This is a genomic window from Ornithinimicrobium faecis, assembly GCF_023923225.1.
Taxonomy (GTDB): domain Bacteria; phylum Actinomycetota; class Actinomycetes; order Actinomycetales; family Dermatophilaceae; genus Ornithinicoccus; species Ornithinicoccus faecis.
On sequence record NZ_CP099489.1, the window covers coordinates 3,171,794 to 3,197,860 of the forward strand.

The following is a 26,067-nucleotide window of genomic DNA, read 5'->3' on the forward strand; positions in this document are numbered from 1 at the left end:
ACCGGGCACCGGTGACCGCTCCTGCACGCCAGCCGACCCACACGCACCAGGTGAGCACACGGCATACAGCTCGCTGGTCGTGCCGTGGCTCCGATCAGGCGTCGATGACGATCGGGATGATCATCGGGCGGCGACGCAGTTTGCTGCCGACGAACGATCCGACGGTGCGCCGGATGACCTGCTGGAGTTGGTGACTGTCGGTGGTGCCGTTGGCACGGGCCTCCTCCAGTGCGGCCTCCAGACGCGGCCGCACCTTGTCGAAGACCGCAGCGTCCTCGGCGAACCCGCGGGTCTGGATCTCCGGACCCGCCGCGACCTTGCCCGTGGAGGGATCGCGCACCACGATGATCGTCACGAAGCCCTCGTCGCGCAGGATCCGACGGTCCTTGAGCAGGCCCTCCGTCGTGCCGCCGACCGACGAGCCGTCGACGTAGATGTAGCCGACATCGACCGCACCGACGATGCTGGCCTTCCCGTCGACCAGGTCCACCACGACCCCGTCCTCGGCGAGGATCACGTTGTCCTCCGGGACCCCCGTGGCGATCGCCAGGTCCCCGTTGGCCACCAGGTGACGCCACTCGCCGTGCACCGGCATCACGTTCTTGGGGCGCACGATGTTGTAGCAGTAGAGCAGCTCACCGGCGCTCGCGTGACCGGAGACGTGCACCAGGGCGTTGCCCTTGTGGACCACCTTGGCGCCCAGTCGGGTCAGGCCGTTGATCACGCGGTAGACGGCATTCTCGTTGCCGGGGATCAGCGAGGAGAGCATCAGGACGGTGTCGCCCTCCCCCACCTCGATCTTGTGGTCGCGGTTGGCCATCCGGGACAGCGCGGCCATCGGCTCACCCTGGGAGCCGGTGCAGATGAGCACCTGCTCGTCATCGGGCAGCTGGGCCAGTCGGCCGAGGTCGACGAGCACGCCGTCCGGCACCCGCAGATAGCCGAGGTCGGCGGCGATGCCCATGTTGCGGATCATCGAGCGGCCGACCATGGCGACCTTGCGCCCGGACTCCTCGGCGGCGTCCAGCACCTGCTGGACGCGGTGCACGTGGGAGGAGAAGCACGCGACGATGATGCGGCGCTCGGAGTGGTGGAAGACGCGCTCGATGGCGGGTGCGATGTTGCGCTCGGCTGTCGTGAACCCGGGCATCTCGGCATTGGTGGAGTCGGTCAGGAAGAGGTCGACCCCCTCCTCCCCCAGCCGGGCGAACGCACGCAGGTCGGTGATCCGTTTGTCCAGCGGCACCTGGTCCATCTTGAAGTCGCCGGTGTGCAACAGGGTCCCCGCCGGCGTCCGCACGAAGACCGCGAGCGCGTCAGGGATGGAGTGGTTGACCGCGACAAACTCGCAGTCGAAGGGAGCGAGGTGCTCGCGATCGCCCTCCCGCACACCCAGCGTGTAGGGCGTGATCTTGTGCTCCTTGAGCTTGGCCTCGATCAGGGCCAGCGTCAGCTGCGAGCCGACGAGCGGGATGTCGGGCTTGCGACGCAGCAGGAACGGCACTGCGCCGATGTGGTCCTCGTGACCGTGGGTCAGCACGATGGCCACGATGTCGTCCCAGCGGCCCTCGAGATAGTCGAAGTCGGGCAGGATCAGGTCCACGCCGGGGTGCTCGTCCTCGGGGAAGAGGACGCCGCAGTCGATGATCAGCAGCTTGCCGGCATACTCCACGACCGCCATGTTGCGGCCGATCTCACCGAGTCCCCCGAGGGCGACGACCCGCAGGCCGTTCTTCGCGAGGGGGCCTGGGGCGGTGAGTTCAGGATGCGGGTGGCTCATGCCGCAAGGTTACGACCCGCACGATGGGGTCGGCATGCGGTGGGGCCAGGGGCGCGGTTGTCCGGCTGCCTGAAGTGGGTGATCGCGCCGCTACCCGCTCGGGGGGTCCGGGTAACGGCGCGATCGACCCCTACTCTCACGCAGAGTGATTGAAGAAACCATACCAGTGAGGCGTGATGTGCGTCACACAAGCTCTGGCCTGCATCTTTGCCGGTGAACAACGGCTGTTCGCGGGAGAGAGGGCGCTTCTGGCGCGGCCGCGACGGTCAGTGTCATCGTCCACAACTAGAGTTCACTCATGCGCCAGTACCTCGACCTGTTGACCCGCGTCCGCGACGAGGGCGTCCGCAAGGACGACCGCACCGGCACCGGGACCCTCTCGGTCTTCGGTCACCAGATGCGATTCGACCTCACCGAGGGCTTCCCCGTGCTGACGACCAAGAAGCTCCACCTGCGCTCCATCACCGGTGAGTTGCTGTGGTTCCTGCGCGGCGACACCAACATCGAGTGGCTGCACGAGCGCAAGATCCGCATCTGGGACGAGTGGGCCGACGCCAACGGCGATCTCGGGCCCGTCTATGGCCACCAGTGGCGCTCCTGGCCGACACCGAACGGCGAGACGATCGACCAGATCGCCCGCGTGATCGAGTCCATCCGCACCAACCCCGACTCTCGCCGCCACATCGTCACTGCGTGGAACGTCGCGGACGTGGACCAGATGGCCCTCCCCCCGTGCCACACGATGTTCCAGTTCTATGTCACGCCAGGCGTGGACGGCGGACGCGGGCGCCTGTCCTGCCAGCTCTATCAGCGCAGCGCCGACATCTTCCTCGGCGTGCCGTTCAACATCGCCAGCTATGCCCTGCTGACTCAGATGGTGGCGCAGGTGACCGACCTGGAGGTCGGCGATTTCGTCCACACGATGGGCGACGCTCACCTCTATCTCAACCACCTCGACCAGGCGCAGGAGCAGCTGACCCGCGAGCCCGGCCCGTTGCCGACACTGTGGCTCAACCCCGAGATCCGGGCGATCGATGAGTTCGATATCGAGGACATCGAGGTGCGCGACTATGTCGCGGCGCCCACCATCAAGGCCCCCATCGCGGTCTGACCCGCTCCTTCATGACTCACTTCTCTGTCGTCCCGGCGGCCTATCTGGTGCTCACCCGGGAGACCGCCGGCACCACCGAGGTGCTCCTGCAGCGGCGCGGAGCCACCGGCTACATGGAGGGGTGGTGGGCCTGCGGGGCGGCTGGTCACGTTGAGGCCGGCGAGCCGGCCGACCTGGCCGTATGCCGTGAGGCGGCCGAGGAGCTCGGCGTCACCATCGATCCTGGTTCCGTCAGCCTGGCCGCCGTCCTGCAGCGCGGCTGCGTGCTCGGGGGGCCGATCGAGCAACGGATCGACCTGTTCTTCACCGCTTCGCGCGTCAGCGGTGAGCCGACCATCACCGAGCCGGACAAGGCCGCCGACCTGCACTGGTGGCCCCTGGACGACCTCCCCAACCACGTGGTCCCGCACGAGCGCCAGGTGCTCGAGCAGTTGCGTGACGCGGCGGCCGCCTCCGGGCCGATCCCTCAGTTGCTCACCCGCGGCTTCAACCAGAGCCTGACGCTGGTCGCCGCGGTCGGGCGCAACGGCGTGATCGGTGACGGGTCGTCGATGCCGTGGCACCTTCCCGAGGACCTGGCCTTCTTCAAGCGCACGACGATGGGCGGGGTGATGGTGATGGGCCGCGGCACCTGGGACTCCATCGGCCGCGCCCTTCCCGGGCGGCGCACCATCGTCGTGACCCGCGACCGGACATGGTCCGCACCCGGTGCCGAGGTGGCACACTCGCTGCCCGAGGCGCTCCTCATGGCCGGTGACATCGAGGTCTTCATCGCCGGCGGCGGCCAGATCTATGAGCAGACGATCGCGGCCGCCTCCCGCCTGGTGATCACCCATGTCGAGCAGGACCCCGATGGCATGGTGCGCTTCCCATCCATCGACACGTCTCAGTGGCGCGAGACCAGCCGCGAGGATCGCGACGGTTTCGCCTGGGTGGAATACCTCCGCCACCCCTGACCCCCTCCCCCTTCCGATCCGGCGACGTCTGGTGGAGCTCCTGGCGGAGTCCGACCAGACTGCGGGAGACCTCACTTCGGTGATCCGCGAGGAGTTCGGCATCAGCCAACCCGCAGTCTCGAACCACCTTCGGGTGCTGCGTGACTCCGGTTTCGCCGTGGCTCAGCGCGAGGGATCTCGTCAGCGATATCGCCTGGAGGCCGAGCGCCTCTCGGAAGTCGATGTGTGGCTTCACAAGCATCGTGCCCGTTGGACGGTTGCCTTTGATGCCCTCGAGACGGAGCTCCACCGGGGCGCCCGCCAGCGGCCCACACACACCCCTCCTCACCAGGACAGGACAGACCGATGACGCTTTCCACCATCACCCGCATCCTTCACGGGACGCCGGACCAGCCGACCCTGAGCTTCGCGCGGGACTACGCCTTCTCCCCCGCCGACTTGTGGAGCGCCCTCACAGACGCGACCCGCTTGAGCCGCTGGTTCGGTCACTTCGACGGGCCCGCGCCCCAGCGCGTCGGCGACACCTTCGTCGTCGACCTCGGCGGAGGGGACGCGGACCGGGCCACGGGGACCGTGACGACCTGCGAGCCGGAGCACTCGCTGAGTTATGGCTGGCAGTGGCAGGACGAGCGTCCGAGCCAGGTGCAGGTGACGCTCGAGCCGAACGGTGCAGGGACACGACTACGGCTGCGTCACACGCTCGCCGAGCCCGACCACGTCGTGGGCTACGGCGGTGGCTGGGAGCAGATGCTGATGGCCCTCGACGACGAGCTCACCGGGACGACCACCACGCAGAGCACCCACGAGGCCGTTGAGCAGGAGGGCAACCGGGCCTGGGGCGCTTTGCTCTCAGAAGCTGGACAGCGTGATGGGGCCGTTGACGGCGCCCAGGGGACCTAGTAGATTCCTAACAGTTGGAACTCACTTGGAGGGGCAGTGATTCATGTCTGGCCAGTCACACCACGCGGGATCGCTTAGTCACACGTTGGGGTTAGCGTTGGCGACTGCCAGTCTAGTGACCCTGACCGCGTTCCTAGCGCCCACGACGCCAGCGACAGCGAACGGTTGGCAGCCAGGGGCGCAGGAGCCTTCGGGATCGGCCACGCTGTATAGGGACTGCCCGGCCGGCAAGCAGGTCGGTGCAGCGAGCACCATTGCCACTTCAGGCTCGACTCTCCATGCCTATGTGAGTGGCGGCCAAACGTACACGCGGGCCTTCAGTGGCCGAGTCTCACTGTCTATATCGCCGTTCAACTACGCAACCGTCAATTTCTCGTCCAACCGCGACTTTACGTCGGTGCAGACGGCGTGCGGCTGAGTCCGAGTCGAACCATGCTGTGTGCTGCACTGGCCCTTTCAGGATGCACCGGTCCGGGGCCCGCTGGAAGCGACGAGAATTCACCTAGTGTCGCTTCGACATCAACGAACATTGCACTTGCGGAGGCTGAGGCACCCAGTGACTACGCGGATCACATGGCAGAGATGGCCGCGCTCCTCGACATCGAGGATCCACCAGAAACAACGCCAGTCCGAGTCATCACCGCGTCCGAGTATGACTCCGTGATGCAGTCCTGCCTGGCCGATCAGGGCTTCGAGGTGGAGCTACCTGCCGGTGGGGGATTCGACATCCAGCTGCCCAACGATCAGGTGCCATCCTTCCGTCTTGCCCACTATGAGTGCGAGGGAACGTTCCCCGTGCACGAGCTCTACCGGCGCGAGTCTGGACCCGAAGAGCAACGTCGGGAGTACCAGTGGCTGACAGAAGTCCTTGTGCCCTGCCTGAGTGAGGAGGGCATCGACGTCAGCGACCCGCCCACGCTGGAGAGCTTTCAATCGTCCTATGAGCGGCCTCAGCGTTGGCATCCGGTCAACGAACTGCTCGAGAGCATGGGGCCCGCTCGCGTGAGCGACCTGTCTCAAACCTGTCCGCTGGACCCTCCCGCCGAGGTGATATTCGGCGAGCCGAACGGGCCTTCGTAACCAGCCGCTGGCTCAGGCGTCGTAGTCGATGACGACCGCGTCGGTGACCGGGTGCGACTGGCAGGTCAGCACGATGCCGGCGTCGACCTCCTCGTCCTCCAGGGCATAGTTGCGGTCCATCCGCACCTCGCCCTCCACGACGCGTGCCCGACACGTGCCACAGACACCATTGGTGCAGCTGAATGGCGCATCCGGACGCTCGCGCAGGGTCGCTGCGAGGATCGACTCGGACTGGCTCTTCACCGGGACCTGCGTGGTGCGACCGTCGAGGGTGATGGTGACTGTGGCCAGCGGTTTCGCGTCCGGAGGGGGCGGTGGCGCCGGCGGCTTGGTGTCCTCGACGTGGAAGACCTCGTGGTGCACATGCTCGCGGTCGACGTCGTGCTCGGCGAGGACCTCCCGAGCGGTCTCGACCATGCCGAGCGGCCCGCAAAGATACCACTCGTCGACGTCGCCGACGGAGATGAAGGACTCGAAGAAGCCCTCCAGCCGGTCGCGATCGAGGCGGCCGGAGAACAGCTCGACGTCCTGGACCTCGCGGGAGAGCACGTTGAACAGCTGGAACCGGTCGGGGAACCGGTTCTTGAGGTCCATCAGCTCCTCGAGGAACATGATCGTGTCCGTGCGCCGGTTGCCGAAGACGAGGGTGGCCTGGGAGTCAGGCTCCTCCTCCAGTGCCGTGCTCAGCAGCGACATGACGGGCGTGATGCCCGACCCGGCGGCGATCGCGACGTGATGTCGGGCGACCCCGGGATCAGTGGGGCAGGTGAAGCCGCCGATCGGCGTCATCACCTGGAGCACCTCACCGGGCTCGGCGTTGTCGTGCAGCCAGTTGGACATCGCCCCCTCTGGCACCCGGGCGGTCGCCACCCGCAGCTCGCCCGTCTGCTGGGCCCGCTTCCGCGAGACACAGATCGAGTAGGAGCGCCGCAGGTCCTCACCGCCGATCGTGGCGCGCACCGTCAGGTGCTGTCCGGGCTCGAAGGCATACTCATCGCGCAGCGCGGGGGGCACCGTGAAACTGATCGCGACAGCCTCGTCGGTGAGCCGCTCGACACGACTGATGGTGAGCCCGTGGAAGACGGCGCGGTGCCGCTTGGGCTTGGTGGTGGTCAGGTGCATCAGGTCGCCTTGAACTCCTCGAACGGCTCCCGGCAGGAACGGCAGCGCCGGAGCGCCTTGCACGCGGTCGAGCCGAAGCGGGACAGCTCCTCAGTGTCGGCGGAGCCACAGCTCGGGCAGACTACCTGGCGGACCGAGAGGTCCACCACGACGGGGCCGCTGGGACGCGCTGGCCCAGACCCACTCGGCGGAGCAATTCCGAAGCGCCGCAACGACTCCCGGCCCTGCTCGCTCATCCAGTCGGTGGTCCAGGCAGGTGACAGCGTGGTCACCACGTCGGGGACCAACCCGTGCGCTCGCACCGTGTGCTTGATGTGGTCTGTGATCGCCTGCACCGCAGGGCAGCCGCTGTAGGTCGGGGTGATCGTCACGTGGACCGTGCCGTCCTCGACGGTGATGTCCCGGACAATGCCCAGGTCATCGATGCTGATCACCGGGATCTCCGGGTCCGGGATGTCGCGGATGGCCGCCTCGATGCCGGTCACCACAGTCATCGTGCTCACCACTTTGCCCCGGGGTGGCTGCGATGGATGTGCTGCATCTCAGCGAGCAGATAACCCATCGGCGCGGAGTGGATGCCGGCTCGCCCCCCACGCGAGCGCCACCGGGAATCCTCGGGCAGGGTCAGGGTCGCCTGCTCCACCACTGCGGTGACGTGGGCCACCGCGCGATCGTGCAGGCTCGAGGGCAGCACCCCGACACCTGCTTCGGCTGCCCAGACACTGGCGGGGTCGTCATCGAACAGCTCCGCCAGAAAGGGCAGGACCGCCTCCAGGCCCGCCTGCATCCTGGCGTGTGACTCCTCGGTGCCGTCGCCGAGGCGCACGACCCACTGGCCCGCGTGGTCACGGTGATAGGTCACCTCCTTGATGGCCTTGGCCGCGACAGCGGCCAGCACCTCGTCCGCCGAGGTGACCAGCTCGGCATACAGCTCGTGTTGGTAGGACGCGAACCACAGCATCCGAGCCATCTCGTGACCGAAATCGGCCCGCGGCTGCTCAACCAGGTGCACGTTGCGGAACTCACGCTCGTCGCGCAGATAGGCAAGGTCGTCCTCGTCGCGCCCGGCTCCCTCCAACTCACCCGCCCGGGTCAGCAGGGAGCGAGCCTGGCCGAGCAGGTCAAGCCCGACGTTGCCCAGGGCGAGGTCCTCCTCGATCTGGGGGGCGCGGGTCAGCCACTCCCCCAGCCGCTGGGCATAGATCAGGGCGTCGTCGGCCAGACCCAGCAGATAGGCGACGTGCTCGCTGGGCCCAGCGGCACGGTCTCCGGTGGTGGTCGTCGCGAGGTGCTCACTCACAGGTACTCCACGTCCTTGGGCACGTCATAGAACGAGGCGTGCCGATAGACCTTGTCGCCGGCGGGGTCAAAGAAGCTGTCCCGCTCGTCGGGGCTGCTCGCGACGATGTCCTCCGAGCGGAGCACCCAGATCGAGACACCCTCCTGGCGGCGGGTGTAGAGGTCACGGGCGTTGCGCAGCGCCATCTCAGCGTCCGGTGCATGCAAGGAGCCGGAGTGCACGTGGGACAGGCCGCGCTTGCCGCGGACAAAGACCTCCCAGAGCGGCCAGTTGTCCCGTGGGGTCTGCGCAGTGTCCGTCATGCGACGGCCTCCTTGGCGGTGTGCTTGGCGGCATAGGCATTGGCGGCCTCGCGCACCCACGCGCCCTCCTCGTGGGCGGTGCGGCGGTGGGTGATCCGCTCCTCGTTGCAGGGGCCGTCGCCCTTGAGGACCCGCCAGAACTCGTCCCAGTCGATCGGTCCGAAGTCCCAGTGCCCGCGCTCCTCGTTCCACCTCAGGTCGGGGTCGGGCAGCTCGAGGCCGAGCTTCTGCGCCTGGGGGACGGTCATGTCCACAAACTTCTGCCGCAGGTCGTCATTGCTGAAGCGTTTGATGCCCCAGGCCATGTTCTGCTCGGTGTGGCCACCCGCGGCGGCCTCGCCGGTGTCCGGCGGACCGAACATCATCAGGGAGGGCCACCACCACCGGTTGGCGGCGTCCTGCGCCATCGCCTTCTGCCCCTCAGTGCCGTTGCTCAGCGTCCAGAGGATCTCGAAGCCCTGTCGCTGGTGGAAGGACTCCTCCTTGCAGACTCGGATCATCGCGCGGGCATACGGCCCGTAGGAGCAGCGACACAGCGGCACCTGGTTCATGATCGCGGCGCCATCGACGAGCCAGCCGATCGCACCGGCGTCCGCCCAGGTCAGCGTCGGATAGTTAAAGATCGAGGAGTACTTCTGCTGGCCGGAGTGCAGCTTGTCGAGCAGCTCGGCACGGTCGACACCGAGGGTCTCGGCGGCGGAGTAGAGGTAGAGCCCGTGACCCGCCTCGTCCTGCACCTTGGCCATCAGGATCGCCTTGCGGCGCAGACTGGGCGCCCGGCTGATCCAGTTGCCCTCCGGCTGCATCCCGATGATCTCGGAGTGCGCGTGCTGAGCAATCTGCCGGATCAGGGTCTTGCGATAGCCCTCGGGCATGGCATCGCGCGGCTCGATCCGCTGGTCTGCGCCGATCAGGCCGTCGAAATACTCCTGGACGGCGTCCGCATAGTCCGGGGTCTCGGCCGCGTTGAGGGGCTCGCCAAAGTCATTGCCATACATGCCCCCCAGTATGCCGCACAATCGCCGAAGTTGTGACAGTTCAGTCGTCGATCGGCGGAGTGAGCGTCACAAAGGCAGTGATCTCATCCTCCAGACCTCACTCCCGCGGGCGATCTTCGGTCCGTCGGCATGCGTAGAAGTGCGCATTTCGGCCGCACGCCCGAGGCCCTAGCGTCGAAAGGGTGCCAACGCGACCCGCTGGCTCTGACGAGGAGGCCCCCCATGACCACACGCCATCACACTGGTTGGCGGTCCCTGGCTGCCGGCGCCGCCACCGCGGCACTGCTCGCCACCGCCGCCCCTGCCCTCGCCGCCACCCTGGGTGACTGGGACGTCACGGGCATCCAGTTCATCAATGCTGACTGCTCCCGGAATGAATACGTCGTCAACGCCACCTTCACCGGCACGGTCGATGACGGCGGCGGCTTCGACAAGGTCCGCGTCGAGGTCTGGGACGACGGCACCCTCAAGGACTTCCGGGTCGTTGAGGTCGCGGTCGGTGAGACCGTTGACAACACCTCGTTCCTCAGCTTCGTCGGCACCTATCTCAGCGGTGTGCCGGGGGTCGGGATCCTCCTCTCTGACGCGGACGCCGCCGGCGAGGCCGGGCCGGTTCTCGACGCCGTTGACCCGTTCTATCCCGAGGACGAGGACGGCCCGTGCGAGTTCAATGTGGAGCGGATCGGCGGAGCCAACCGCATCGAGACGGCCGCGCTGCTCGCGCAACGCTTCATCATGGCCGACACGGTGGTCATCACCACGGCCACCGACTTTCCGGACGCGCTGACCGCAGCCCCTCTGGCCAACCAGTTGGCAGGCCCGTTGCTGCTCACCGCGCCGACGCACCTGCCGGCCGTGACCGCGGCCGAGATCACCCGGCTCCAGCCGACCAACATCGTGATCGTGGGCGGAGAGACTGCGGTGCACCCGGACGTCGAGGCGGCGCTGACCGCGATCGCACCACCGGGGGCGACGGTGACCCGGCTGTCCGGCGCCAACCGCTATGAGACGGCGGTGGCTGTCGCCGCCGAGATCACCCAGGACAGCAGCCCGCAGATGTATCTGGCCACCGGGCAGGACTTTCCCGACGCCCTGGTCCTCAGCGCCCTCGCCTCACGAGAGAGCGCGCCGCTGGTGCTGGCGCAGGCCGGGCACCTCCCGGCTGCGACAGCTGACTTCCTCGCCGCTGCCGGCTATGACGACCTCTATGCCGCTGGCGGCACGGCGGTGCTCAGCGACTCGGTCGTGGACGGCGCAGCCGCGGTCCAGGGTGCCACCGCCCACCGGTTCGCCGGGCTCGATCGCTATGAGACCGCGTCCCTGGTGCTCCAGGAGTTCCCGGCCGAGGGCGATGTCATGGTCGCCACCGGTGAGACCTTCCCCGACGCCCTGACGGCCGTGCCGGTTGCCGGTCGCACAGGCGCTGGCATCGCCCTCTCCCAGACCGATCACGTCCCGGCAGCGGCCATCACCGAGATCCAACGGCTGACCAGCGGGTTCGCCTTTCCGTTGGTCACCATCGTCGGCGGTGAGGTCGCCCTGACCGCCACCGTCCACGACGAGCTGCTGGCGCTGTTCACCACCGCTGGGGACCGCGCCCAGCTCCCCAGGGACGAACTGGACAGCAACTACCCTGGATGACCGTCAGGAGGTGGGCATGTTGGACACTGGAGCGGTGAGCCATTCCCACCACCACGAGCCCGGTCCCCTCGCTGACGCCAGCGTCCGCACGGGGCGGGTCAGTGATGCCCCCGCCGTGGGGCTGGTCCAAGCCACGGTGTGGAGCCACACCTTCGCTGACCGCGTCCCGCAGGAGGTGCTCGACACGTTCGAGGCGCCTGCGTTCGGCTCGGTCTGGCGTCGCTCCCTGGCAAACCCGCCGAGCCCGCTGCACCGGCTGCTGGTCGCCTGTGCGGGCGACCAGGTCGTCGGGTTTGCCGCCATCGGCCCTGCTGAGGTCACCGACGAGTCCGTCTCCGACACCGACGGCGAGCTCCTCGTGCTGGCCGTGCACCCCGAGGCGCGCCGGGACGGGCACGGTTCTCGCCTGCTCAACGCGGCCGCCGACACGCTCCGGGCCGGCGATCGCACCGCCGTCCTCGCCTGGCTCCTCGCCGACGACGAGCAGAGTCGGGCGTTCACCGATGTCGCCGGCCTCGCCCCCGACGGCGCCTGGCGTGAGCGCGTGGTGGGTCCGGGCGGTGAGACGGTCCGCGAGATCCGCGTGCGAGCCGAGTTGTGACCACGCCGGGGCGAGCGCGCTTCGCCGAGTGGCGCCGCGCCCCTGAGGACACGGCGGTCATCCGCAAGGCCCTGGGCGTGGCCCTGGCCACGGGCCTCTACGGTGTCACCGCCGGCGCCCTGGCCGTCGCTGCGGGGCTCTCGGTGCTGCAGGCGATGGCACTCTCGCTTCTCCTGTTCAGTGGCGGCTCGCAGTTCGCCTTCTTCGGAGTGATCGGCGCAGGCGGGAGCCCGGTTGCCGCCGTGGCCAGTTCGACCCTGCTGGGGGTGCGCAACGGGTTCTACGGTCTGCAGGTCTCCCAGTTGCTCGGCGTGCGCCGCTGGGCGCGGCCACTGGCCGCCCACTTCACCATCGACGAGAGCACCGCCGTCGCCGTCACCCAGACCCAGACCCGGCAGCAGCGGATCGGCTTCTGGGTGACCGGCGTGGGCATCTTCGCCCTCTGGAACCTCACGACCTTCATCGGTGCGATCGCTGGCGAAGCGATGGGCGACCCGCGCACCTATGGCCTGGACGCCGCTGCGGCCGCCGCCTTCGTCGGGCTGCTCTGGCCCAGGCTGCGCGGGCGAGACCCGCTGGCCGTCGCGGCCCTGGCGGTCATCATCACGGTCACGACGGCGCCCTTCGTCCCCGCCGGCGTGCCGGTCCTCGCTGCGGTGCTGGCCGCCCTCGTGGTGGGGCTGCCACGGCGGGGCCATCGCACCGAGGAGGCAAAACCGTGACCATGTGGTTCGCCGTCCTGGCCGCCTGCGCACTGGCCTATGCGCTCAAGCTCGCGGGCTACCTGGTGCCCCAGCACGTCCTCGACATCCCCTGGGTGCACCGCGTCACCCCGCTGCTCCCCGTCGCCCTGCTCACGGCGCTGATCGTCACCCAGGCACTGCTGACCAACGACGGCCTCGTCGTCGTGGACGCCCGCGCCGCCGGAGTCGGTGTCGCCGTCCTGCTCCTGCTGCTGCGTGCTCCCTTCCTGGTGGTCGTGGCAGCTGCCGCCGTCACTGCGGCCCTGGTCCGCGCGCTGACCTGATGCCTCCACCACTCGGTGGCCACCCCGTGCAAGGATCTGTGCCCGTGGGACGCATCATCGGCATCGACCTGGCGCGCTGCCTGGCCCTGCTCGGCATGATCACGGCCCACCTCGTCGACAGCGGCGCCGGCGGTGAGGTCGGCGGCTGGTTCCTGGTCACCGCTGGCCGGTCCTCGGCCCTGTTCGCCGTCCTGGCTGGCGTCTCGATCGCGCTGGTCACCCGCAGCAGACCCGACCGGACCCCAACAGGCTCCCGGCTCGCCCTGCTGACCCGAGCGATCCTGGTCGCGGCGATCGGGTTGGTTCTCGGCATCCCCGACTCGGGGCTCGCGGTGATCCTCACCTATTACGGCGTGCTCTTCCTCGTCGCCCTGCCAGTCATCACCTGGTCCGCGAAGCGCCTGGCGATCCTGGCCGTGAGTTGGGGGCTGATCTCCCCGGTGGTGAGCCTGGCGCTGCGACCGCACCTGCCCGCCTCGACCTACGACGTGCCCACCCCGGCCTCGCTGGCCGATCCGTTGCAGCTCCTCAGCGAGCTGACCATCACTGGCTACTATCCGGTGCTGACCTGGGCGACCTACCTGTTCGCCGGGATGGCCATCGGCCGGCTCGACCTGCGCTCGGCCACGGTCCGCCGCTGGCTGGTGGTCCTCGGAGGCTGGGGCGGCGTCCTCGCGCTCGCGGTCGACCGGCTGGCCCTGCGCAGCGACAACGCCAGGGCAAGCCTGGTGGCGACCTACGACCGTTGGGAGCCCGTCGCGAGCTGGGCCGACCTGGACCGGGTCCTGGAGACCGGTCTCTATGGCACCACACCGACCGGTTCCTGGACCTGGCTGTGGGTGTGGTCCCCCCACAGCGGCTCCATCGTTGACCTCGCCCACACGGTGGGGAGCGCCATGTTTGTCATCGGCATCAGTCTGATCGTGGTGAAGATCGTCGGCCGCCGCGGCGAGCGGCCGCTTCAGGTGCTCGCGGGCGCGGGAGCGATGACCCTGACTCTGTATGCCGTGCACGTCGCCGTGGTGGCGGCCGGCCGCGGCGCTGCAATGGGTGAGGACAGCTGGGCACTGGACCTGCGCGTCCACCTGCTGGGGGTGCTGGTGGTCGGCGCGATCTTCGCGCTCTGCCGTTGGCGCGGCCCCCTGGAACAGTTTGTGGGCGAGATCAGCACGGCCGTCGCCCGCGCTCGTCGCTGACCGGGCACCTCTTTCTGCGCGCAGCCCAAGGCACGGAGCATGATCAGACGCTCGTTGTTCACCTTGTGTTCACCTCATGCGTCACATGAGCCCCTTCAGCACGGTGCGCCTCGCCGGTCACACCTCACGGCTGGACTTCCGTGACGCATTGTCGTAATCTAGATGAACAGAAGATGAACACGAGGTGACAGACAATGGTTAAGGTTCACTCAATCCGAGAGTCCCGTCAGCCCGCCCCCATGGTGACGTGGGTTCAGGTCGCTGACGCAGAGGGGCACCTCCAGTTGGAGATGCGTTGGAACCTCCGCGACGAGCACCGCACCGATCACCGGTCCGCCGCTGCCTGACGGCACACACCACCAACGGCCACTTCCCGCTTCGGGGGTGGCCGTTGTCATGTCCGATCCCTGCTCCGCCTGGGCGTGATAGTCGGGGCCCAGGCCTCTGTCGCTGCCAGCGTGGGTCAATCCGTCCGAAACAACACATCGCGAGGGGGCATCCGCGGGCAGAGCCCATCGAGTTCTATCGTCTCATTCATGCCTAGGTCAAGACCATCCGTCGGAGACCAGAACCCCCGGGTCGCGAAGTACTCCCCTGTGAAGGCCTCGCGGGTCGGGACATCCTTGACGAGGTGCCCCTGCTCGGCGTAGCACGGAATTGCCTCTTCCAGCACCCAGTCGTAGATCACGCCAAGCTGTTCCTGGTCGTAGGGCTGAACGAACTCCAGTGGCGTCGGGAACTGCGCCCAACAGGTGTACATCGCCAGGCCCAGGGACTCAGCCTGGTCGGCGGGTGCGCTCCAACTCAGGCCCTCGTCCTCCGGTGGCCACCCTGCCTCGGTCATGCACTCACGCTGCACCGTGGCGTATTCCTCATCGCTGACCTCACGCACGAGCTCAACCGGCAGCGGGTCTCCGGTGAGGCCAGCGTCCCTCCACCACTCACGCAGGAGGTCCTCACGTGTCACCGGCGGCAAGGCTGTGGGTTCGGACTGGGCACCGGCAGAGGTCTCACCAGGCTCCCGTGTGTCTGACATTTCCGATTGCTGGCCTTGACCAGAGGGCCCCTCGGTCTGACTCGGGACCGCATCCCCCGGTCCCCCTGTGCACGCACTCAGAAGTAGAACTGCTACCAATTTTATGCCGAGCCTTGCCATACCCCCCCTGCACTGAGCAGTGTGTTGTAGGTCACGTTATCACGGGTGGTTCCGGAGGGATCCTCCATCAACGAGGGGAAACATGATGGGTAAATGGATGCGGATCACGGGTGCGCATACTCTCAGCCCGGTGCTCGTGCTGGCGGTCGGGATGTCAGCAACGGCAGGGACACGGTCGGGCGAAAGGGCTTGTGGCAGTAGCAGTCTTGTCTCGCTGTACAGCGAGACACATTCGGTGCTCAATCACACGCACCGCTACACGTCCGCCTCTGACTCCATAGCATTCCGGAACGCGCCTTCCGCTCGTCTTAGCTGGTCGAGCGTCGGCCCCAACCAACAGGCGAACTGGTACATCAGCAACAACTCTGCCGAGGCGCTCAAGGAGGGCTACTCGTGGTGCCCGCCGTTCGGGTGACGTAAAGAAGCCGGGCCCCTCGGTATGAGGGACCCGGCCACGGGTCATGCAGAGGTCTCAGACCTCAGGGGATCAGCCCTCAGTGTCGCCGCCAGCGTTGACGCCGCCAGCGTTGTCGCTGTTGGCGCCACGACCGCGGCCACCGCGACGGCGGCGGTTGCGGCGCGGGCGGTCGCGCCCCTCGGAGTCGTTGTCGCCCTCGGAGTCGTCACCGCCCTCGGTGGAGTTGTCGGCGCCGCCCGAGTCTGCAGTGTCAGCGTCTTCGGGGGCAGCCGGCACGTGGGCCGGAGCCTCCGGGGTGGTGTCCGCGGACTCGATGACGGGAGCCTCGGCAGCCGCGGCAGCGGTCTCGCTGCCGCCCTCGCCGCCGTTGTCGGCCACGACCGCAGCCAGCGAGAGCTTGCCGCGCGGGTCGATCTCCTTGAGCTCGACCTGGACCTTCTGGCCCACGCCCAGCACGTCCTCGACAGCGTCGATGCGCTTGCCGCCGACGAGCTTGCGGATCTCGGAGATGTGCAGCAGGCCGTCCTTGCCCGGGAGCAGGGAGATGAACGCACCGAACGTCGTGGTCTTGACCACGGTGCCCAGGAAGCGCTCACCGACCTCCGGCATCTGCGGGTTGGCGATCGCGTTGACTGCCGCACGGGCCGCCTCGGCCGACGGGCCGTCGGTGGCGCCGATGTAGACGGTGCCGTCGTCCTCGATGGAGATGTCGGCGCCGGTGTCCTCCTGGATCTGGTTGATCATCTTGCCCTTCGGGCCGATGACCTCACCGATCTTGTCAACGGGGACCTTCACCGCGATGACGCGAGGAGCATAGGGGCTCATCTCGTCCGGCGCGTCGATGGCCTCGTTCATGACATCCAGGATGTGCAGACGCGCGTCGTGCGCCTGGGTCAGCGCGCCACCGAGCACGGAGGCGGGGATGCCGTCCAGCTTCGTGTCGAGCTGGATCGCCGTGACGAACTCACGCGTTCCGGCGACCTTGAAGTCCATGTCACCGAAGGCGTCCTCCGCACCGAGGATGTCGGTCAACGCCGCATACTGCGTCTCTCCGTCAACCTCCACGGAGACCAGGCCCATCGCGATGCCCGCGACCGGCGCGCGCAGCGGCACACCAGCGTTGAGCAGCGACATGGTGGACGCACAGACCGAGCCCATCGAGGTCGAGCCGTTGGAGCTCAGCGCCTCGGAGACCTGGCGGATCGCGTAGGGGAACTCCTCGCGGGTCGGCAGGACGGGCATGAGCGCACGCTCGGCGAGCGCACCGTGGCCGATCTCGCGACGCTTCGGGGAGCCCACGCGACCGGTCTCACCGGTGCTGTAGGGCGGGAAGTTGTAGTTGTGCATGTAACGCTTGCGGGTCACCGGGGAGAGGGTGTCCAGCTGCTGCTCCATGCGCAGCATGTTGAGCGTGGTGACACCCATGATCTGGGTCTCGCCACGCTCGAAGATGGCCGAGCCGTGGGCGCGCGGGATGACCTCGACCTCGGCGCTCAGCGCGCGGATGTCGGCCAGGCCGCGGCCGTCGATGCGGACCTTCTCCTTGATGATCCGCTCGCGGATCAGCTTCTTCTGCACGGCGCGGTAGGCCGCGTCGATCTCCTTGTCACGACCAGCGAACGGCGCGTCGGGCTTCACGTCGGAGTCACCAGCGGCGTCCCAGTGCAGGCCGAGCAGCTTGCCCTTGGCGGCAGTCTTGATCTCGGCGATGCGGTCCTCGCGCTCGGCCTTGCCAGCGATCTGCAGAGCGGCGCTCAGGTCGGTGAGGACCTCGCCCTCGACAGCGGCGTAGGCGTCGTCCTCATAGTCGAGGAAGCGCGGGAACTCCTGGACCTCCTTGGCGGCGGAGGTCGCCAGCTCGGACTGGGCCTTGCACAGGGTGGCGATGAAGCCCTTGGCGGCCTCCAGGCCCTGCGCGACGATCTCCTCGGTCGGAGCGGTCTTGTTCAGGGTGTTGACCAGGTCCCAGGTGGCCTCGGTGGACTCGGCCTCGACCATCATGATCGCGACGTCGTCATTGCCATCAGCGTCCTGGCCGACGACGCGGCCGGCCACGACCATGTCGAAGGTCGAGCGCTCGGCGTCGCTGAAGTTCGGGAAGGCAACCCACTGGTCATCGATCAGGGAGATGCGGACGCCACCGATCGGACCGCTGAACGGCAGGCCCGAGATCTGGGTGGACAGCGACGCGGCGTTGATCGCCAGGACGTCGTACTGGTGGTCCGGGTTCAGGGACAGGACGGTGATGACGACCTGGACCTCGTTGCGCAGGCCCTTGGCGAAGGTCGGGCGCAGCGGGCGGTCGATCAGGCGACAGGTGAGGATCGCGTCCGTGGAGGGGCGCCCCTCGCGGCGGAAGAAGCTGCCGGGGATCTTGCCCGCGGCATACATGCGCTCCTCGACGTCCACCGTCAGGGGGAAGAAGTCGAAGTGGTCCTTCGGGTGCTTGCTGGCCGTGGTGGTGGACAGCAGCATGGTCTCGTCATCGAGGTATGCGGTGACGGAACCGCCGGCCTGCTTGGCCAGACGCCCGGTCTCGAACCGGACGGTGCGGGTGCCGAACGAGCCGTTGTCAATAACGGCCTCGGCGAAAGTGATCTCTGGACCCTCCATCGGGTCCTCCTTTTCTCTCATCCAGCAGCTCGGGGCATCGTCGTTGTGCCCGGCTGATCCTTCGGGGCAGGGAGTGTTGGTCCCCACCCGTGACGGGACATGCCCATCGGACGGGACACGCCCGTCATACGCAAAAGAGCGGCCCCCGTGATGGGAGCCGCTCCCCTGCGAAACTTCAGCGGCGCAGGCCGAGGCGCTTGATCAGCGCGCGGTAGCGCTCGATGTCGGTGTCCTGCAGGTAACGCAGGAGGCGCTTGCGACGGCCGACGAGCAGCAGCAGGCCACGACGGCTGTGGTGGTCGTGCTTGTGCTGACGCGAGTGCTCGGTCAGGTCCGTGATGCGCTGCGTGAGCATCGCAATCTGCACCTCAGGAGAGCCCGTGTCACCCTCGACGGTGGCGTACTCCTCCATGATCTGCTTCTTCACAGCAGTGTCCAATGGCATTGGCATCTCCTTGATTCGTTGCGCGGCGCGCCTGGGCTTGTCCACCAGGGCTCTCTGGACCCGCGGCCGGTCGTACGGCAGGGGTCAATCTATCAGCGCTGGACCCGCAGGCGTTAATCCGCTCAGGCGTCGTCCTGCTCACCCGGGGCGTCGGTCTCCTCGACGTCGTCCTCCTGCGGCTGGTCGTCCTGCCCGCCGACGGCGCCGTCGTGACGGCTGTCCGGGAAGGAGACCTCCAGGGAGTCGGTGGCAAACTCCAGGTGGGCGGCATTCTCGTCTGTGATCGAGTGGTTGGTGGCGCTGCTCAGCTCGTACTCGGCGGTCCCGGTCAGGGAGAGTTGGGCGTCGACGGTGCCGATCGGCACCGCGAGCACCGTCACCGCCTCGGCGCTGTTGTTCCGCCGGCCGCCCTCATCCTTGACGGAGTCCTCCAGCGTCTGCTCACGCACGGTGGTCGTCAGGGTCACGTCGATGTCGTTGATGTCGGTGCCGATGCCCCCGACACCGGAGTCCCCGGAGATCTCGTAGGCCCAGTTGACAACCAGCCAGCTCTCCCCCGCCGCGGCCCAGCCCTCCTGCGGGGTCCAGGCGGTCAGACTCACCGAGTTGACCCGCAGGTCGTACTCGACGGTCGCCTCATACTCCTCCTCGGGCCCGTTCTCCTGCTTGAAGGGCACCCGGCTGTCGTCCATCTCGAAGGTGTGGTTCAGGTCCTGGTTGGTGACCTCGCGGTAGTAGCCCGCGGCGATCTCGTCCTCGACGCGCTCTCCGGTCAGCAGGTCGATCGACTGGTCGTGCCCCTCCGAGGAGACAGTCAGCGTGCCGTCGCCTCCCTGTGGCACGGAGAACAGGATGCGGAGGTCCTGCTGCTCGGTCAGGTCGTGCAGGTGGCTCTGCACCCCGGAGACGTTCAGTGCCAGTGCTGCGTCAACGTCCAGCACCTCGTCCCCGTAACCCTGCGTGGCCTGGTCGGGGGTGAAGTTCATCGTCAGGATGCGGAACTCCTCCCCTTCGGCGGGCTGGGCCAGATCTCCCTCCTGCGCCCCGGTCAGGCCGACCTCGGTGGCCGGCACGCTCTCCACGACCTCGGCCTCCTCGACGGTCAGGGTGCCAGCCGGAGTGATGACGCTCCCCCGCTCAGGGCGCAGGGTGTCCAGGACGGCCGCTTCGCGCGAGATGCCCTCCTGGACCAGACCGGACTCGGCCTCCAGGACCGGGGCAGCGGTCTCCTCACTGGCGTCGTCCCCGGTGGCCTCCGAGTCGTCGCTGGAGGCTGCTGCGTCGTCACCACCACCGTCCGAGGCGGGGGTGGGCTCCTCGAACTCGGCGACCTCGCCGGACGAGCAACCGGTCAGGACCAGTGCTCCGAGCGCTGCGATGGCGAGCAGGCCCCGGTCGAGGGGCCGGAAACGGTTGGTGTGGGTGGTCATCGTCTCTCCTGTGTCGTGCGTTCCTGTCGATGTCACCGTGGGGTGACGTAAGTGAGTCGGAGCCGGACGGCGATCTGCTGCACCCGTGGCCAGATTTTTTTCGCAGGGGTCACTCGACCACGCGCAGCCGGTGACGCTCCTCCAACTCGGTGCCGTCCGGGGCCCGGGCTCGCAGGATCAGTTCCGCGCCGCCGGTCGCGGTAGGGGTCAGTGCCACCTGGCTCTCGTCGGAGACATAACGACCGGTGGGCAGCAGCCAGGTCCAGCTCTGGACGCCCTCCACCTGCGCAGTGAAGCTCGCTGGCTCACCCACGACGACCTCCTCGGGCCCGAGCACGCTGATGGTGACCCCGGCGGCCTGGGACACCGGGTCCTCCGGGGTGCGCAGCAGATACCCGGTGAGCGCGCCCACCAGCAGGGCACCGACCACGACGGCGCCCATCAGCGCCCCGCGGCGCGGCCGGGAGCGCGCAGGAGTTGGTGCGGGTGGCACCGGCTCTGGCACGCTCTGCGCCCGTGACACCTCCGGGCGGGGCTCGGGTCCGGCGAGTGCCTGCTCCACATCGGCCAGCCAGCTGGCTGCGTCGGGCTGTCGTCGCTCGGGGCTCGTGGACATCCCCCGTTTGAGCACCCGCTGGAACGCGGCCGGCAGGTCGGTCTCCTGGGTGATCCAGACCAGCAGGGCTGACAGCGCCCAGAGGTCCGCCCGGATGTCGACCACCCCGGGACCGCTCTGCTCGGGTGGGCGGAACCCCGAGGTTCCCGCGGCCACCGTGAGCCCGGAGTTCAGTGCCAGGTCCTTGCACATCCCCAGATCGGCAACGAGCAACCGTTCGTCATCGCCCAACAGCCGAGACACGGCCCTCGTGGCTGTCTCACCGGCTCGCGTCCGGGTGGGTGGCCCGGTGCCGTCGGGACGGTGCGCCGCCAGGGTCGTCGCGGTGCTCGTCAATAACAGGTTGCCCGGACTGAGGTCGCGATGGACCAGATGGGCCCGGTGCACTGAGTCGACTGCCGCCGCCAACGGACGGGCCAGCGCGAGCACATCCTCCCGACTAGCTCGCCACCCCTCACGCCACAGGGCCGTCACCCGCTGTTGCAGGGTCCCCCGGTCCGCGTGCTCCAGCACCAGGTAGGGCTGCTGCCGGTTGGTCTCCCCGATGTCGTGGAGGGTCACCGCGTGGGCTCCGCCGACCCGTCGCAGGCTGCGCCCCTCGGCGATAAATCGCTCTCGGACCTCGGCATTGAGGCTGTGGTTCTCCGCAAGGACCTTCACCACCACGGTGTCGTGGAGCCGGTCGTCCACCGCTCGGTAGACGGTCGCAAAGGACCCCACCCCGACGACATCCTCCAACCGGTAGGGCCCGAGCTGCTCCCCGTGCAGCGACGGCTCCTCCATCAGGAGCTCACTCCCTCGGCCGTGCCCTCCCCGCCCCGCAGCCGCGCCGCCACCAGCGCGCGCCCCCGGGTGACCTGAGCACGCACGGTGCCCTCGGGCCGGTTCAGTTTCGACGCGATCTCCGCATACGGCAGACCCTCCAGGTCCCGCAGCGTCACCGGTGCCCGGTAGGTCGGGGGTAGCTCGGCCAGGACCTGCTGGACGGTGGCACGAGTGGCGATCATCGAACTCATCCGGGCTGCCGGGCCGACCTCCTCGTGCAACGGAACGGTATCGCGCTGCCGTCTCAGGTAGTCCACCGTGCGGCGCCGCACGATGCTGTGCACCCAGCTGGTGAGCTTGCCGCGGCCGCCGTAGGACCCGATCGACTCGGCGACGGAGATCAGACTGTCCTGACTGACGTCGTCGACAGCGCTCTTGTCCAACAGCCCTGCCCCCGCGAAGCGGCGCACCACACCCGAGGCGTCAAGAGACTCCAACAGCAGCTCGAGCGCCTGCGGCGACTGTGTTGCTGCCCGCGCCAGCACTGCAAGCGCCGCGTCGCTCTCACTGGAACCCACAAGGTCTGCGGCGACCCGCCGTGCTGTCGCGTGGTCGCCGGCGACCAACGCCTGCTCCAGGTCGTCGGTCAGTTCCCTCCCGTGTCCTCCCGCCACGCCAGGAGTGTAACGATCCGTCGGTGCCGCCCAGGGCCCTGCCCCGCCCACGACGAGGGCGCCCTGTTGCCGAGCCCCCGGAACAGGCAGACTCAGGCCATGGACCTCCACCCTTTCCCGGATGACTGGCAGACCGCCCTGTGCGTGGCGGCCCACCCCGACGACCTGGAGTATGGCACCGCTGCGGCGGTCGCCGGTTGGACCGCGGCTGGCAAGGAGGTCAGCTATCTGCTCGTCACCCGCGGTGAGGCGGGCATCGACGGGATGTCACCGGAGGAGGCTGCGCCGGCCAGGGCCCAGGAGGAGCGGGACGGCGCCGCCGAGGTGGGCGTGGACCGGGTGGATTTCCTGGACGACTTCACTGACGGCATCGTCGAGCACGGCCTGCCACTGCGACAAGCCATCGCGGCGCAGATCCGGGCCGTGCGTCCGGACCTGGTGGTGACGCTGACCTTCGAGACCACCTTCCCCGGCGGCGGTGTCAACCAGGCCGATCACCGCGCGGTCGGTCTCGCGGTGCTGGATGCCTGCGCTGACGCCGGCAACCGGTGGATCTTCAACGACCTGATCGCCGAGGGACTCGAGCCGTGGAGCGGCGTGCGCTACGTCGCTTTCTCGGCCACGTCCCAGCCGACGCACTATGTCGACGTGACGGAGACCTTCGAGGCGGGCGTGGCGTCGCTGGAGGCGCACGGTCAGTATCTCGACGCGCTCGGGCCGGACTATCCGTCGCCGCGCGAGCTGCTCACCAGCTTCATGGCGACGCCGGAACTGGCGCAGCACGGCGAGAAGGTCTGGACCGCCCAGGTGCTGCAGCGCTGACCCAAAAAGATAAAGGTCTCGCACGCCTCCCCCGCATTTTCATAGCGGTTTCGTACGCTCTCCCGCATCTTCGTAGCGGTTTCGTACGGCCTTCGAGGAGTGCCCTGCCCCGAACCGCAGCCCGTACGAAACCTCTATATTTCTTCGTGATTCGCGTGCGAGACCTTTATCTTTTTTTGGGAGGTCAGGTGCGGCGCTGGCAGTTGCCGCACCAGAACATGTTGCGGCCGGCCACCACCGCGTGGCGCACCCGGGAGCCACAGCGATAGCAGGACTCGCCGGTGCGCTGATAGACCGAGAAGTCTCGGGGCACGTCCAGGATCCGGGGTGTCTCCCCCGCCGCGATCGCGTCGGCGACGTCCGCCAGCACCTCGTCGCGGGTGATGATCCGCCCAGTGCGCACACCCCAGGGCATCAGCGCGGACAGGTCGTCCCAGATCGCCTGCCAGGTGGCGCGCTTGATCCGCTCCCCCGCCGTCGTGGGCTTCACCCGGTGCCGCCAGAGCACTTCACACCGATAGATGTTGCCGACGCCGGCCAACACGGTCTGGTCCATCAGCAGCTCGGCGATGCTGCGACGTGATCCATGGATCTTGGCCCACGCCCGATCCGGGTCGGACTCCGGTCGCAGCGGGTCCGGCCCCTGTCGTGCCAGCAGGGCGGCCGCCTCGTCGGGCACCAGCACCTTGCAGGCCATCGGTCCGCGCAGGTCGGCGACCGTCCGCTCATCGAGCAGCCGCAGCCGCACCACCCCGGTGACCGGCGGATCTGCCTGTCCCTCGACCGAGGAGAGCACGAACGTGCCGATCAGCCCCAGGTGCACATACAGGATCCGCTCGCCCGCAAAGTGCAGGAAGAGCAGTTTGCCCCAGGCCGAGCCGCGCTCGACCACGAGGCCGTCGAGCAGGGCGGCACCCTCGGCAAACCGCCCCTGGGGGCTGGTCACCGACGGTGACCCACCGGCATACGCCGTCTGCAGTTCACCCGCGAGCCGGTGCAGTGTGTGTCCCTCAGGCATGGCGACATCGTCACAGACGGTGCTCGACGCAGCGGCACCGGTGGTGGATACTTCCGCGCATGACAACCACGGAGGCCAGGCCTGCGCACGCCTCCGAGGACGAACAAACCCCCTGGCTGCTGCGCGACCCGATCCGCACCGGCTTCCTGGCGATCATGGCGCTGATGGTGGCCGTGCGCTTCAACATCCTGCGCGACAGCTTCTTCATCACCGACGACTTCATGTTGCAGAGCCGGGCCGTGGAGCACGAGATCGGTTGGGACTATCTGACCCGGGTGCACACCGGTCACTTCGAGCCGATCGGCTTCGGCTTCATGTGGGTGCTCACCAAGCTGGCGCCGTGGAACTGGACCGTGGCGATGCTAGTCATGTTGGTCGCCCAGGTGCTGGTGGCCGTCCTCGTCTGGCGGATGCTGACCCGCCTCTTCGGGCGGCGGGCGCTGGTCCTGATCCCCTTCGCCCTCTATTGCCTCACACCGCTGACCATCCCGGCCTTCACCTGGTTGTCCGCCGCGATCATCTGGCTCCCCCTGACCGCCGCGCTGGCCGGAGCCATCGCCAACCACGTGGCCTATCTGCGGTCCGGGCGGTGGGAGGACGCCGTGTGGGCGATCTTCTGGTATTGCTTCGGCCTGGCCAGCTTCGAGAAGATCGTGATCTTCCTGCCGTTCATCGCGGTGCTGTCCCTGGCGGTCTCCCCGGCGGTTCGGCTCACTGCGCGCGACATCCTCCGGCTCCTCAGACGCACGTGGCTGGTGTGGGTGGGGTATGCCGTGGCGAGCGCGGCCTATCTGGTCATCTATCTCGATGGTTCCGCGAGGGCCGAGGCGAGCGCCAACCTCGAGGTCCCCAGCCTCGGGCAGTTGACCGACTTCGTCTATCTGAGCCTGTTCCGCACGATGATCCCCGGCGCTCTTGGTGGACCGTGGGACTGGCAACCGGCCAGTTATGCCGGCGCGATGGTCAACTCTCCCCGCCTCTTCGACTGGGCGTGCTGGATCGTCTTCGCCGCAGTGGTGATCGTCTCATTCCTCACCCGGCGTCGCATCGGCCGAGCCTGGCTGGCCCTGCTCGTCTACCTCGGTGGGTCCATCGCCGCTCTGGCTGTCGGACGTGTTGCCTACAGCGGCCCACTGGCCGCGTTGGAGACGCGCTACCTCGCCGATGCAATCGTGCCGCTCGTCGTGGTTGTCGGTATGTGCCTGATGGCCCTCGAGGATGAGTCGGATGCCTGGCTGCCCGCAGCGCGTCGGTGGCTGGAGGCAGTCCCCCAGCAGACCCTGGTGTGGACCAGTGGAGTGGCCTGCGCGGTGTGGCTCGCCCTCGCACTACACAGTGCCAACGGCTATGCATCCTTCAGCGCCGCCAACCCGTATAAGGAGTTCGTGGAGACCACGCGGCAGTCGCTGGCGACTCTTCCGGCGGATGCCCAGATCTTCGACACCCCGATCCCTGTGGACCTGCTCGGGCCGCTCTTCATGGAGTTCAACACCGTGAGCCGCTTCGTGGCCCCCGTGGCCACTGCTGAGCAGCGGGAGGCGCTGGCCACCCGCGAGACCTTCACCGAGCCGCTGGTCCTGGCCCCCGACGGCACCTTCCAACCGCTGGAAGTCGACGGCTTCAGTTCGCCGCCGCCCTTTGAAGGATTGTGCGGGTGGCAGCCGGAGGACGGACAGGTCAGCGTTCCGTTGACCGACACGGCCTACGAATGGCCCTGGGCGGTCCGGGTGGGCTATCTCGCCAACGGCCCCGCGACCGGCACGATCCACCTGGGCGAGGACTCCCAGGAGGTCGAGTTCACCGAGGGGCTGGGCGAGGTCTTTGTGCCACTGGTCGGTGGCGGGTCCGAGATCGTCATCGACGGTCTCGCCCCGGACGCTGGTCTCTGTTTCGGCGATGCCCAGGTCGGCACCCCACGCCCCGCGCCGCCCGAGTAAACCGACCGAGCGCATGGGCGCCTGATTCTCACCCCCACCGAGCGCATGGCTGGCGGCTCTCAGAGGTGACCGAGCGCATGGGCGCCTGACTTTCACCCTCACCGAGCGCATGGGCGCCTGATTTCATCCACCGAGCGCATGGCGGTGCGACCGCTGTCC

General features: G+C 68.1%; 25 protein-coding genes. 12 read left to right on the forward strand and 13 right to left on the reverse strand.

Features of this window, described 5'->3' with window-relative positions; genetic code table 11:
* Window positions 1-94 precede the first annotated feature (94 nt).
* The gene (locus tag NF556_RS14800; RefSeq protein WP_252591685.1) at window positions 95-1,780 is read right to left on the reverse strand and encodes a ribonuclease J; all 1,686 of its coding nucleotides are present in this window, start codon (window positions 1,778-1,780) and stop codon (window positions 95-97) included.
* A gap of 298 nt (window positions 1,781-2,078) precedes the next feature.
* Between NF556_RS14800 and NF556_RS14805 the strand changes: the two genes are divergently transcribed.
* From NF556_RS14805 to NF556_RS14825, 5 genes are all read left to right on the forward strand, one after another.
* Window positions 2,079-2,891, forward strand: a complete 813-nt coding sequence (locus NF556_RS14805) for a thymidylate synthase (protein WP_252591688.1) — start codon at window positions 2,079-2,081, stop codon at window positions 2,889-2,891.
* Between the two features lie 11 nt (window positions 2,892-2,902).
* Entirely contained in the window at window positions 2,903-3,847 is a 945-nt protein-coding gene (locus tag NF556_RS14810) for a dihydrofolate reductase (RefSeq protein WP_252591690.1), read from the forward strand.
* Window positions 3,744-4,196: an ArsR/SmtB family transcription factor gene (locus tag NF556_RS14815; protein WP_252595820.1), complete on the forward strand. Its 453-nt coding sequence runs from the start codon at window positions 3,744-3,746 to the stop codon at window positions 4,194-4,196. Before NF556_RS14810 ends, NF556_RS14815 begins: the two co-directional genes overlap by 104 nt.
* Window positions 4,193-4,747, forward strand: coding sequence for an SRPBCC domain-containing protein (locus NF556_RS14820; protein ID WP_252591691.1), 555 nt, complete (start codon window positions 4,193-4,195; stop codon window positions 4,745-4,747). The genes NF556_RS14815 and NF556_RS14820 overlap by 4 nt, the downstream gene beginning before the upstream one ends.
* A 573-nt stretch (window positions 4,748-5,320) precedes the next feature.
* A complete protein-coding gene (locus NF556_RS14825; protein WP_252591692.1) occupies window positions 5,321-5,827 on the forward strand; it encodes a hypothetical protein in 507 nt (168 codons plus the stop codon).
* Window positions 5,828-5,839: 12 nt separating this feature from the next.
* Here NF556_RS14825 and paaE read toward each other — a convergent pair whose 3' ends face one another.
* Genes paaE through paaA form a run of 5 tightly spaced genes read right to left on the reverse strand, consistent with a single transcriptional unit; the run spans window position 5,840 to window position 9,549 of the window.
* Window positions 5,840-6,949, reverse strand: a complete 1,110-nt coding sequence (paaE, locus tag NF556_RS14830; protein WP_252591694.1) for a 1,2-phenylacetyl-CoA epoxidase subunit PaaE — start codon at window positions 6,947-6,949, stop codon at window positions 5,840-5,842.
* Window positions 6,949-7,443, reverse strand: a complete 495-nt coding sequence (gene paaD, locus NF556_RS14835; protein ID WP_252591696.1) for a 1,2-phenylacetyl-CoA epoxidase subunit PaaD — start codon at window positions 7,441-7,443, stop codon at window positions 6,949-6,951. Before paaD ends, paaE begins: the two co-directional genes overlap by 1 nt.
* 5 nt (window positions 7,444-7,448) lie before the next feature.
* Window positions 7,449-8,249, reverse strand: a complete 801-nt coding sequence (paaC, locus tag NF556_RS14840) for a 1,2-phenylacetyl-CoA epoxidase subunit PaaC (protein WP_252591698.1) — start codon at window positions 8,247-8,249, stop codon at window positions 7,449-7,451.
* The gene (gene paaB, locus NF556_RS14845; RefSeq protein WP_252591700.1) at window positions 8,246-8,551 is read right to left on the reverse strand and encodes a 1,2-phenylacetyl-CoA epoxidase subunit PaaB; all 306 of its coding nucleotides are present in this window, start codon (window positions 8,549-8,551) and stop codon (window positions 8,246-8,248) included. Before paaB ends, paaC begins: the two co-directional genes overlap by 4 nt.
* Window positions 8,548-9,549, reverse strand: a complete 1,002-nt coding sequence (paaA, locus tag NF556_RS14850; RefSeq protein ID WP_252591702.1) for a 1,2-phenylacetyl-CoA epoxidase subunit PaaA — start codon at window positions 9,547-9,549, stop codon at window positions 8,548-8,550. The genes paaB and paaA overlap by 4 nt, the downstream gene beginning before the upstream one ends.
* A gap of 222 nt (window positions 9,550-9,771) precedes the next feature.
* Here paaA and NF556_RS14855 point away from each other — a divergent pair, with 222 nt between their 5' ends.
* From NF556_RS14855 to NF556_RS14875, 5 genes are read left to right on the forward strand one after another with little or no spacing between them, the layout of a single operon-like run.
* Complete coding sequence (locus NF556_RS14855; protein WP_252591703.1) at window positions 9,772-11,190, forward strand: cell wall-binding repeat-containing protein; 1,419 nt, start codon at window positions 9,772-9,774, stop codon at window positions 11,188-11,190.
* Between the two features lie 34 nt (window positions 11,191-11,224).
* Window positions 11,225-11,791, forward strand: a complete 567-nt coding sequence (locus tag NF556_RS14860; protein WP_252591705.1) for a GNAT family N-acetyltransferase — start codon at window positions 11,225-11,227, stop codon at window positions 11,789-11,791.
* Complete coding sequence (locus NF556_RS14865; RefSeq protein WP_252591707.1) at window positions 11,788-12,513, forward strand: AzlC family ABC transporter permease; 726 nt, start codon at window positions 11,788-11,790, stop codon at window positions 12,511-12,513. Before NF556_RS14860 ends, NF556_RS14865 begins: the two co-directional genes overlap by 4 nt.
* Window positions 12,514-12,515: 2 nt before the next feature.
* Window positions 12,516-12,818, forward strand: coding sequence for an AzlD domain-containing protein (locus NF556_RS14870; protein WP_306238502.1), 303 nt, complete (start codon window positions 12,516-12,518; stop codon window positions 12,816-12,818).
* Window positions 12,819-12,862: 44 nt separating this feature from the next.
* Entirely contained in the window at window positions 12,863-14,014 is a 1,152-nt protein-coding gene (locus tag NF556_RS14875) for a heparan-alpha-glucosaminide N-acetyltransferase domain-containing protein (protein WP_252591711.1), read from the forward strand.
* 463 nt (window positions 14,015-14,477) lie between these two features.
* Here the strand turns inward: NF556_RS14875 and NF556_RS14880 are convergent, their stop codons facing one another.
* The 6 genes from NF556_RS14880 to NF556_RS14905 form a co-directional block, all read right to left on the reverse strand.
* Window positions 14,478-14,981, reverse strand: coding sequence for a hypothetical protein (locus NF556_RS14880; RefSeq protein WP_252591713.1), 504 nt, complete (start codon window positions 14,979-14,981; stop codon window positions 14,478-14,480).
* Between the two features lie 676 nt (window positions 14,982-15,657).
* Window positions 15,658-18,201: a polyribonucleotide nucleotidyltransferase gene (locus NF556_RS14885; protein ID WP_252591715.1), complete on the reverse strand. Its 2,544-nt coding sequence runs from the start codon at window positions 18,199-18,201 to the stop codon at window positions 15,658-15,660.
* A 175-nt stretch (window positions 18,202-18,376) separates the two neighbouring features.
* Window positions 18,377-18,646 (reverse strand): 30S ribosomal protein S15, encoded by a 270-nt coding sequence (gene rpsO, locus NF556_RS14890; RefSeq protein WP_252591717.1) that lies wholly within the window; start codon window positions 18,644-18,646, stop codon window positions 18,377-18,379.
* A gap of 122 nt (window positions 18,647-18,768) precedes the next feature.
* Complete coding sequence (locus tag NF556_RS14895) at window positions 18,769-20,076, reverse strand: hypothetical protein (RefSeq protein ID WP_252591719.1); 1,308 nt, start codon at window positions 20,074-20,076, stop codon at window positions 18,769-18,771.
* Between the two features lie 109 nt (window positions 20,077-20,185).
* On the reverse strand, window positions 20,186-21,475 hold the full coding sequence (locus NF556_RS14900; protein ID WP_252591722.1) for a protein kinase domain-containing protein: 1,290 nt from the start codon (window positions 21,473-21,475) through the stop codon (window positions 20,186-20,188).
* The gene (locus NF556_RS14905; RefSeq protein WP_252591724.1) at window positions 21,475-22,131 is read right to left on the reverse strand and encodes an RNA polymerase sigma factor; all 657 of its coding nucleotides are present in this window, start codon (window positions 22,129-22,131) and stop codon (window positions 21,475-21,477) included. The genes NF556_RS14900 and NF556_RS14905 overlap by 1 nt, the downstream gene beginning before the upstream one ends.
* Before the next feature lie 99 nt (window positions 22,132-22,230).
* On the opposite strand from NF556_RS14905, the gene NF556_RS14910 reads away from it, so the two are divergent.
* Entirely contained in the window at window positions 22,231-22,953 is a 723-nt protein-coding gene (locus NF556_RS14910) for a PIG-L deacetylase family protein (protein ID WP_252591726.1), read from the forward strand.
* A gap of 184 nt (window positions 22,954-23,137) precedes the next feature.
* Here NF556_RS14910 and NF556_RS14915 read toward each other — a convergent pair whose 3' ends face one another.
* Window positions 23,138-23,971 carry an Fpg/Nei family DNA glycosylase gene (locus NF556_RS14915; RefSeq protein WP_252591727.1) on the reverse strand — a complete coding sequence of 278 codons (834 nt, stop codon included), beginning with the start codon at window positions 23,969-23,971 and terminating at the stop codon, window positions 23,138-23,140.
* Between the two features lie 59 nt (window positions 23,972-24,030).
* On the opposite strand from NF556_RS14915, the gene NF556_RS14920 reads away from it, so the two are divergent.
* Complete coding sequence (locus tag NF556_RS14920; RefSeq protein ID WP_252591729.1) at window positions 24,031-25,908, forward strand: hypothetical protein; 1,878 nt, start codon at window positions 24,031-24,033, stop codon at window positions 25,906-25,908.
* Window positions 25,909-26,067 lie beyond the last annotated feature (159 nt).

Bases quoted from the DNA above. Each gene is read 5' to 3' on its own strand.
- NF556_RS14800 (WP_252591685.1), bottom strand. From the start codon at position 1,780: ATGAGCCACCCGCATCCTGAACTCACCGCCCCAGGCCCCCTCGCGAAG.
- NF556_RS14820 (WP_252591691.1), top strand. From the start codon at position 4,193: ATGACGCTTTCCACCATCACCCGCATCCTTCACGGGACGCCGGACCAG.
- NF556_RS14900 (WP_252591722.1), bottom strand. From the start codon at position 21,475: ATGGAGGAGCCGTCGCTGCACGGGGAGCAGCTCGGGCCCTACCGGTTG.
- NF556_RS14855 (WP_252591703.1), top strand. From the start codon at position 9,772: ATGACCACACGCCATCACACTGGTTGGCGGTCCCTGGCTGCCGGCGCC.
- rpsO (WP_252591717.1), bottom strand. From the start codon at position 18,646: ATGCCATTGGACACTGCTGTGAAGAAGCAGATCATGGAGGAGTACGCC.
- NF556_RS14870 (WP_306238502.1), top strand. From the start codon at position 12,516: ATGTGGTTCGCCGTCCTGGCCGCCTGCGCACTGGCCTATGCGCTCAAG.
- NF556_RS14805 (WP_252591688.1), top strand. From the start codon at position 2,079: ATGCGCCAGTACCTCGACCTGTTGACCCGCGTCCGCGACGAGGGCGTC.
- NF556_RS14885 (WP_252591715.1), bottom strand. From the start codon at position 18,201: ATGGAGGGTCCAGAGATCACTTTCGCCGAGGCCGTTATTGACAACGGC.
- NF556_RS14910 (WP_252591726.1), top strand. From the start codon at position 22,231: ATGGACCTCCACCCTTTCCCGGATGACTGGCAGACCGCCCTGTGCGTG.
- NF556_RS14825 (WP_252591692.1), top strand. From the start codon at position 5,321: ATGGCAGAGATGGCCGCGCTCCTCGACATCGAGGATCCACCAGAAACA.
- NF556_RS14915 (WP_252591727.1), bottom strand. From the start codon at position 23,971: ATGCCTGAGGGACACACACTGCACCGGCTCGCGGGTGAACTGCAGACG.
- paaD (WP_252591696.1), bottom strand. From the start codon at position 7,443: ATGACTGTGGTGACCGGCATCGAGGCGGCCATCCGCGACATCCCGGAC.
- NF556_RS14895 (WP_252591719.1), bottom strand. From the start codon at position 20,076: ATGACCACCCACACCAACCGTTTCCGGCCCCTCGACCGGGGCCTGCTC.
- paaB (WP_252591700.1), bottom strand. From the start codon at position 8,551: ATGACGGACACTGCGCAGACCCCACGGGACAACTGGCCGCTCTGGGAG.
- paaA (WP_252591702.1), bottom strand. From the start codon at position 9,549: ATGTATGGCAATGACTTTGGCGAGCCCCTCAACGCGGCCGAGACCCCG.
- NF556_RS14810 (WP_252591690.1), top strand. From the start codon at position 2,903: ATGACTCACTTCTCTGTCGTCCCGGCGGCCTATCTGGTGCTCACCCGG.
- NF556_RS14920 (WP_252591729.1), top strand. From the start codon at position 24,031: ATGACAACCACGGAGGCCAGGCCTGCGCACGCCTCCGAGGACGAACAA.
- paaE (WP_252591694.1), bottom strand. From the start codon at position 6,949: ATGCACCTGACCACCACCAAGCCCAAGCGGCACCGCGCCGTCTTCCAC.
- NF556_RS14815 (WP_252595820.1), top strand. From the start codon at position 3,744: ATGGCATGGTGCGCTTCCCATCCATCGACACGTCTCAGTGGCGCGAGA.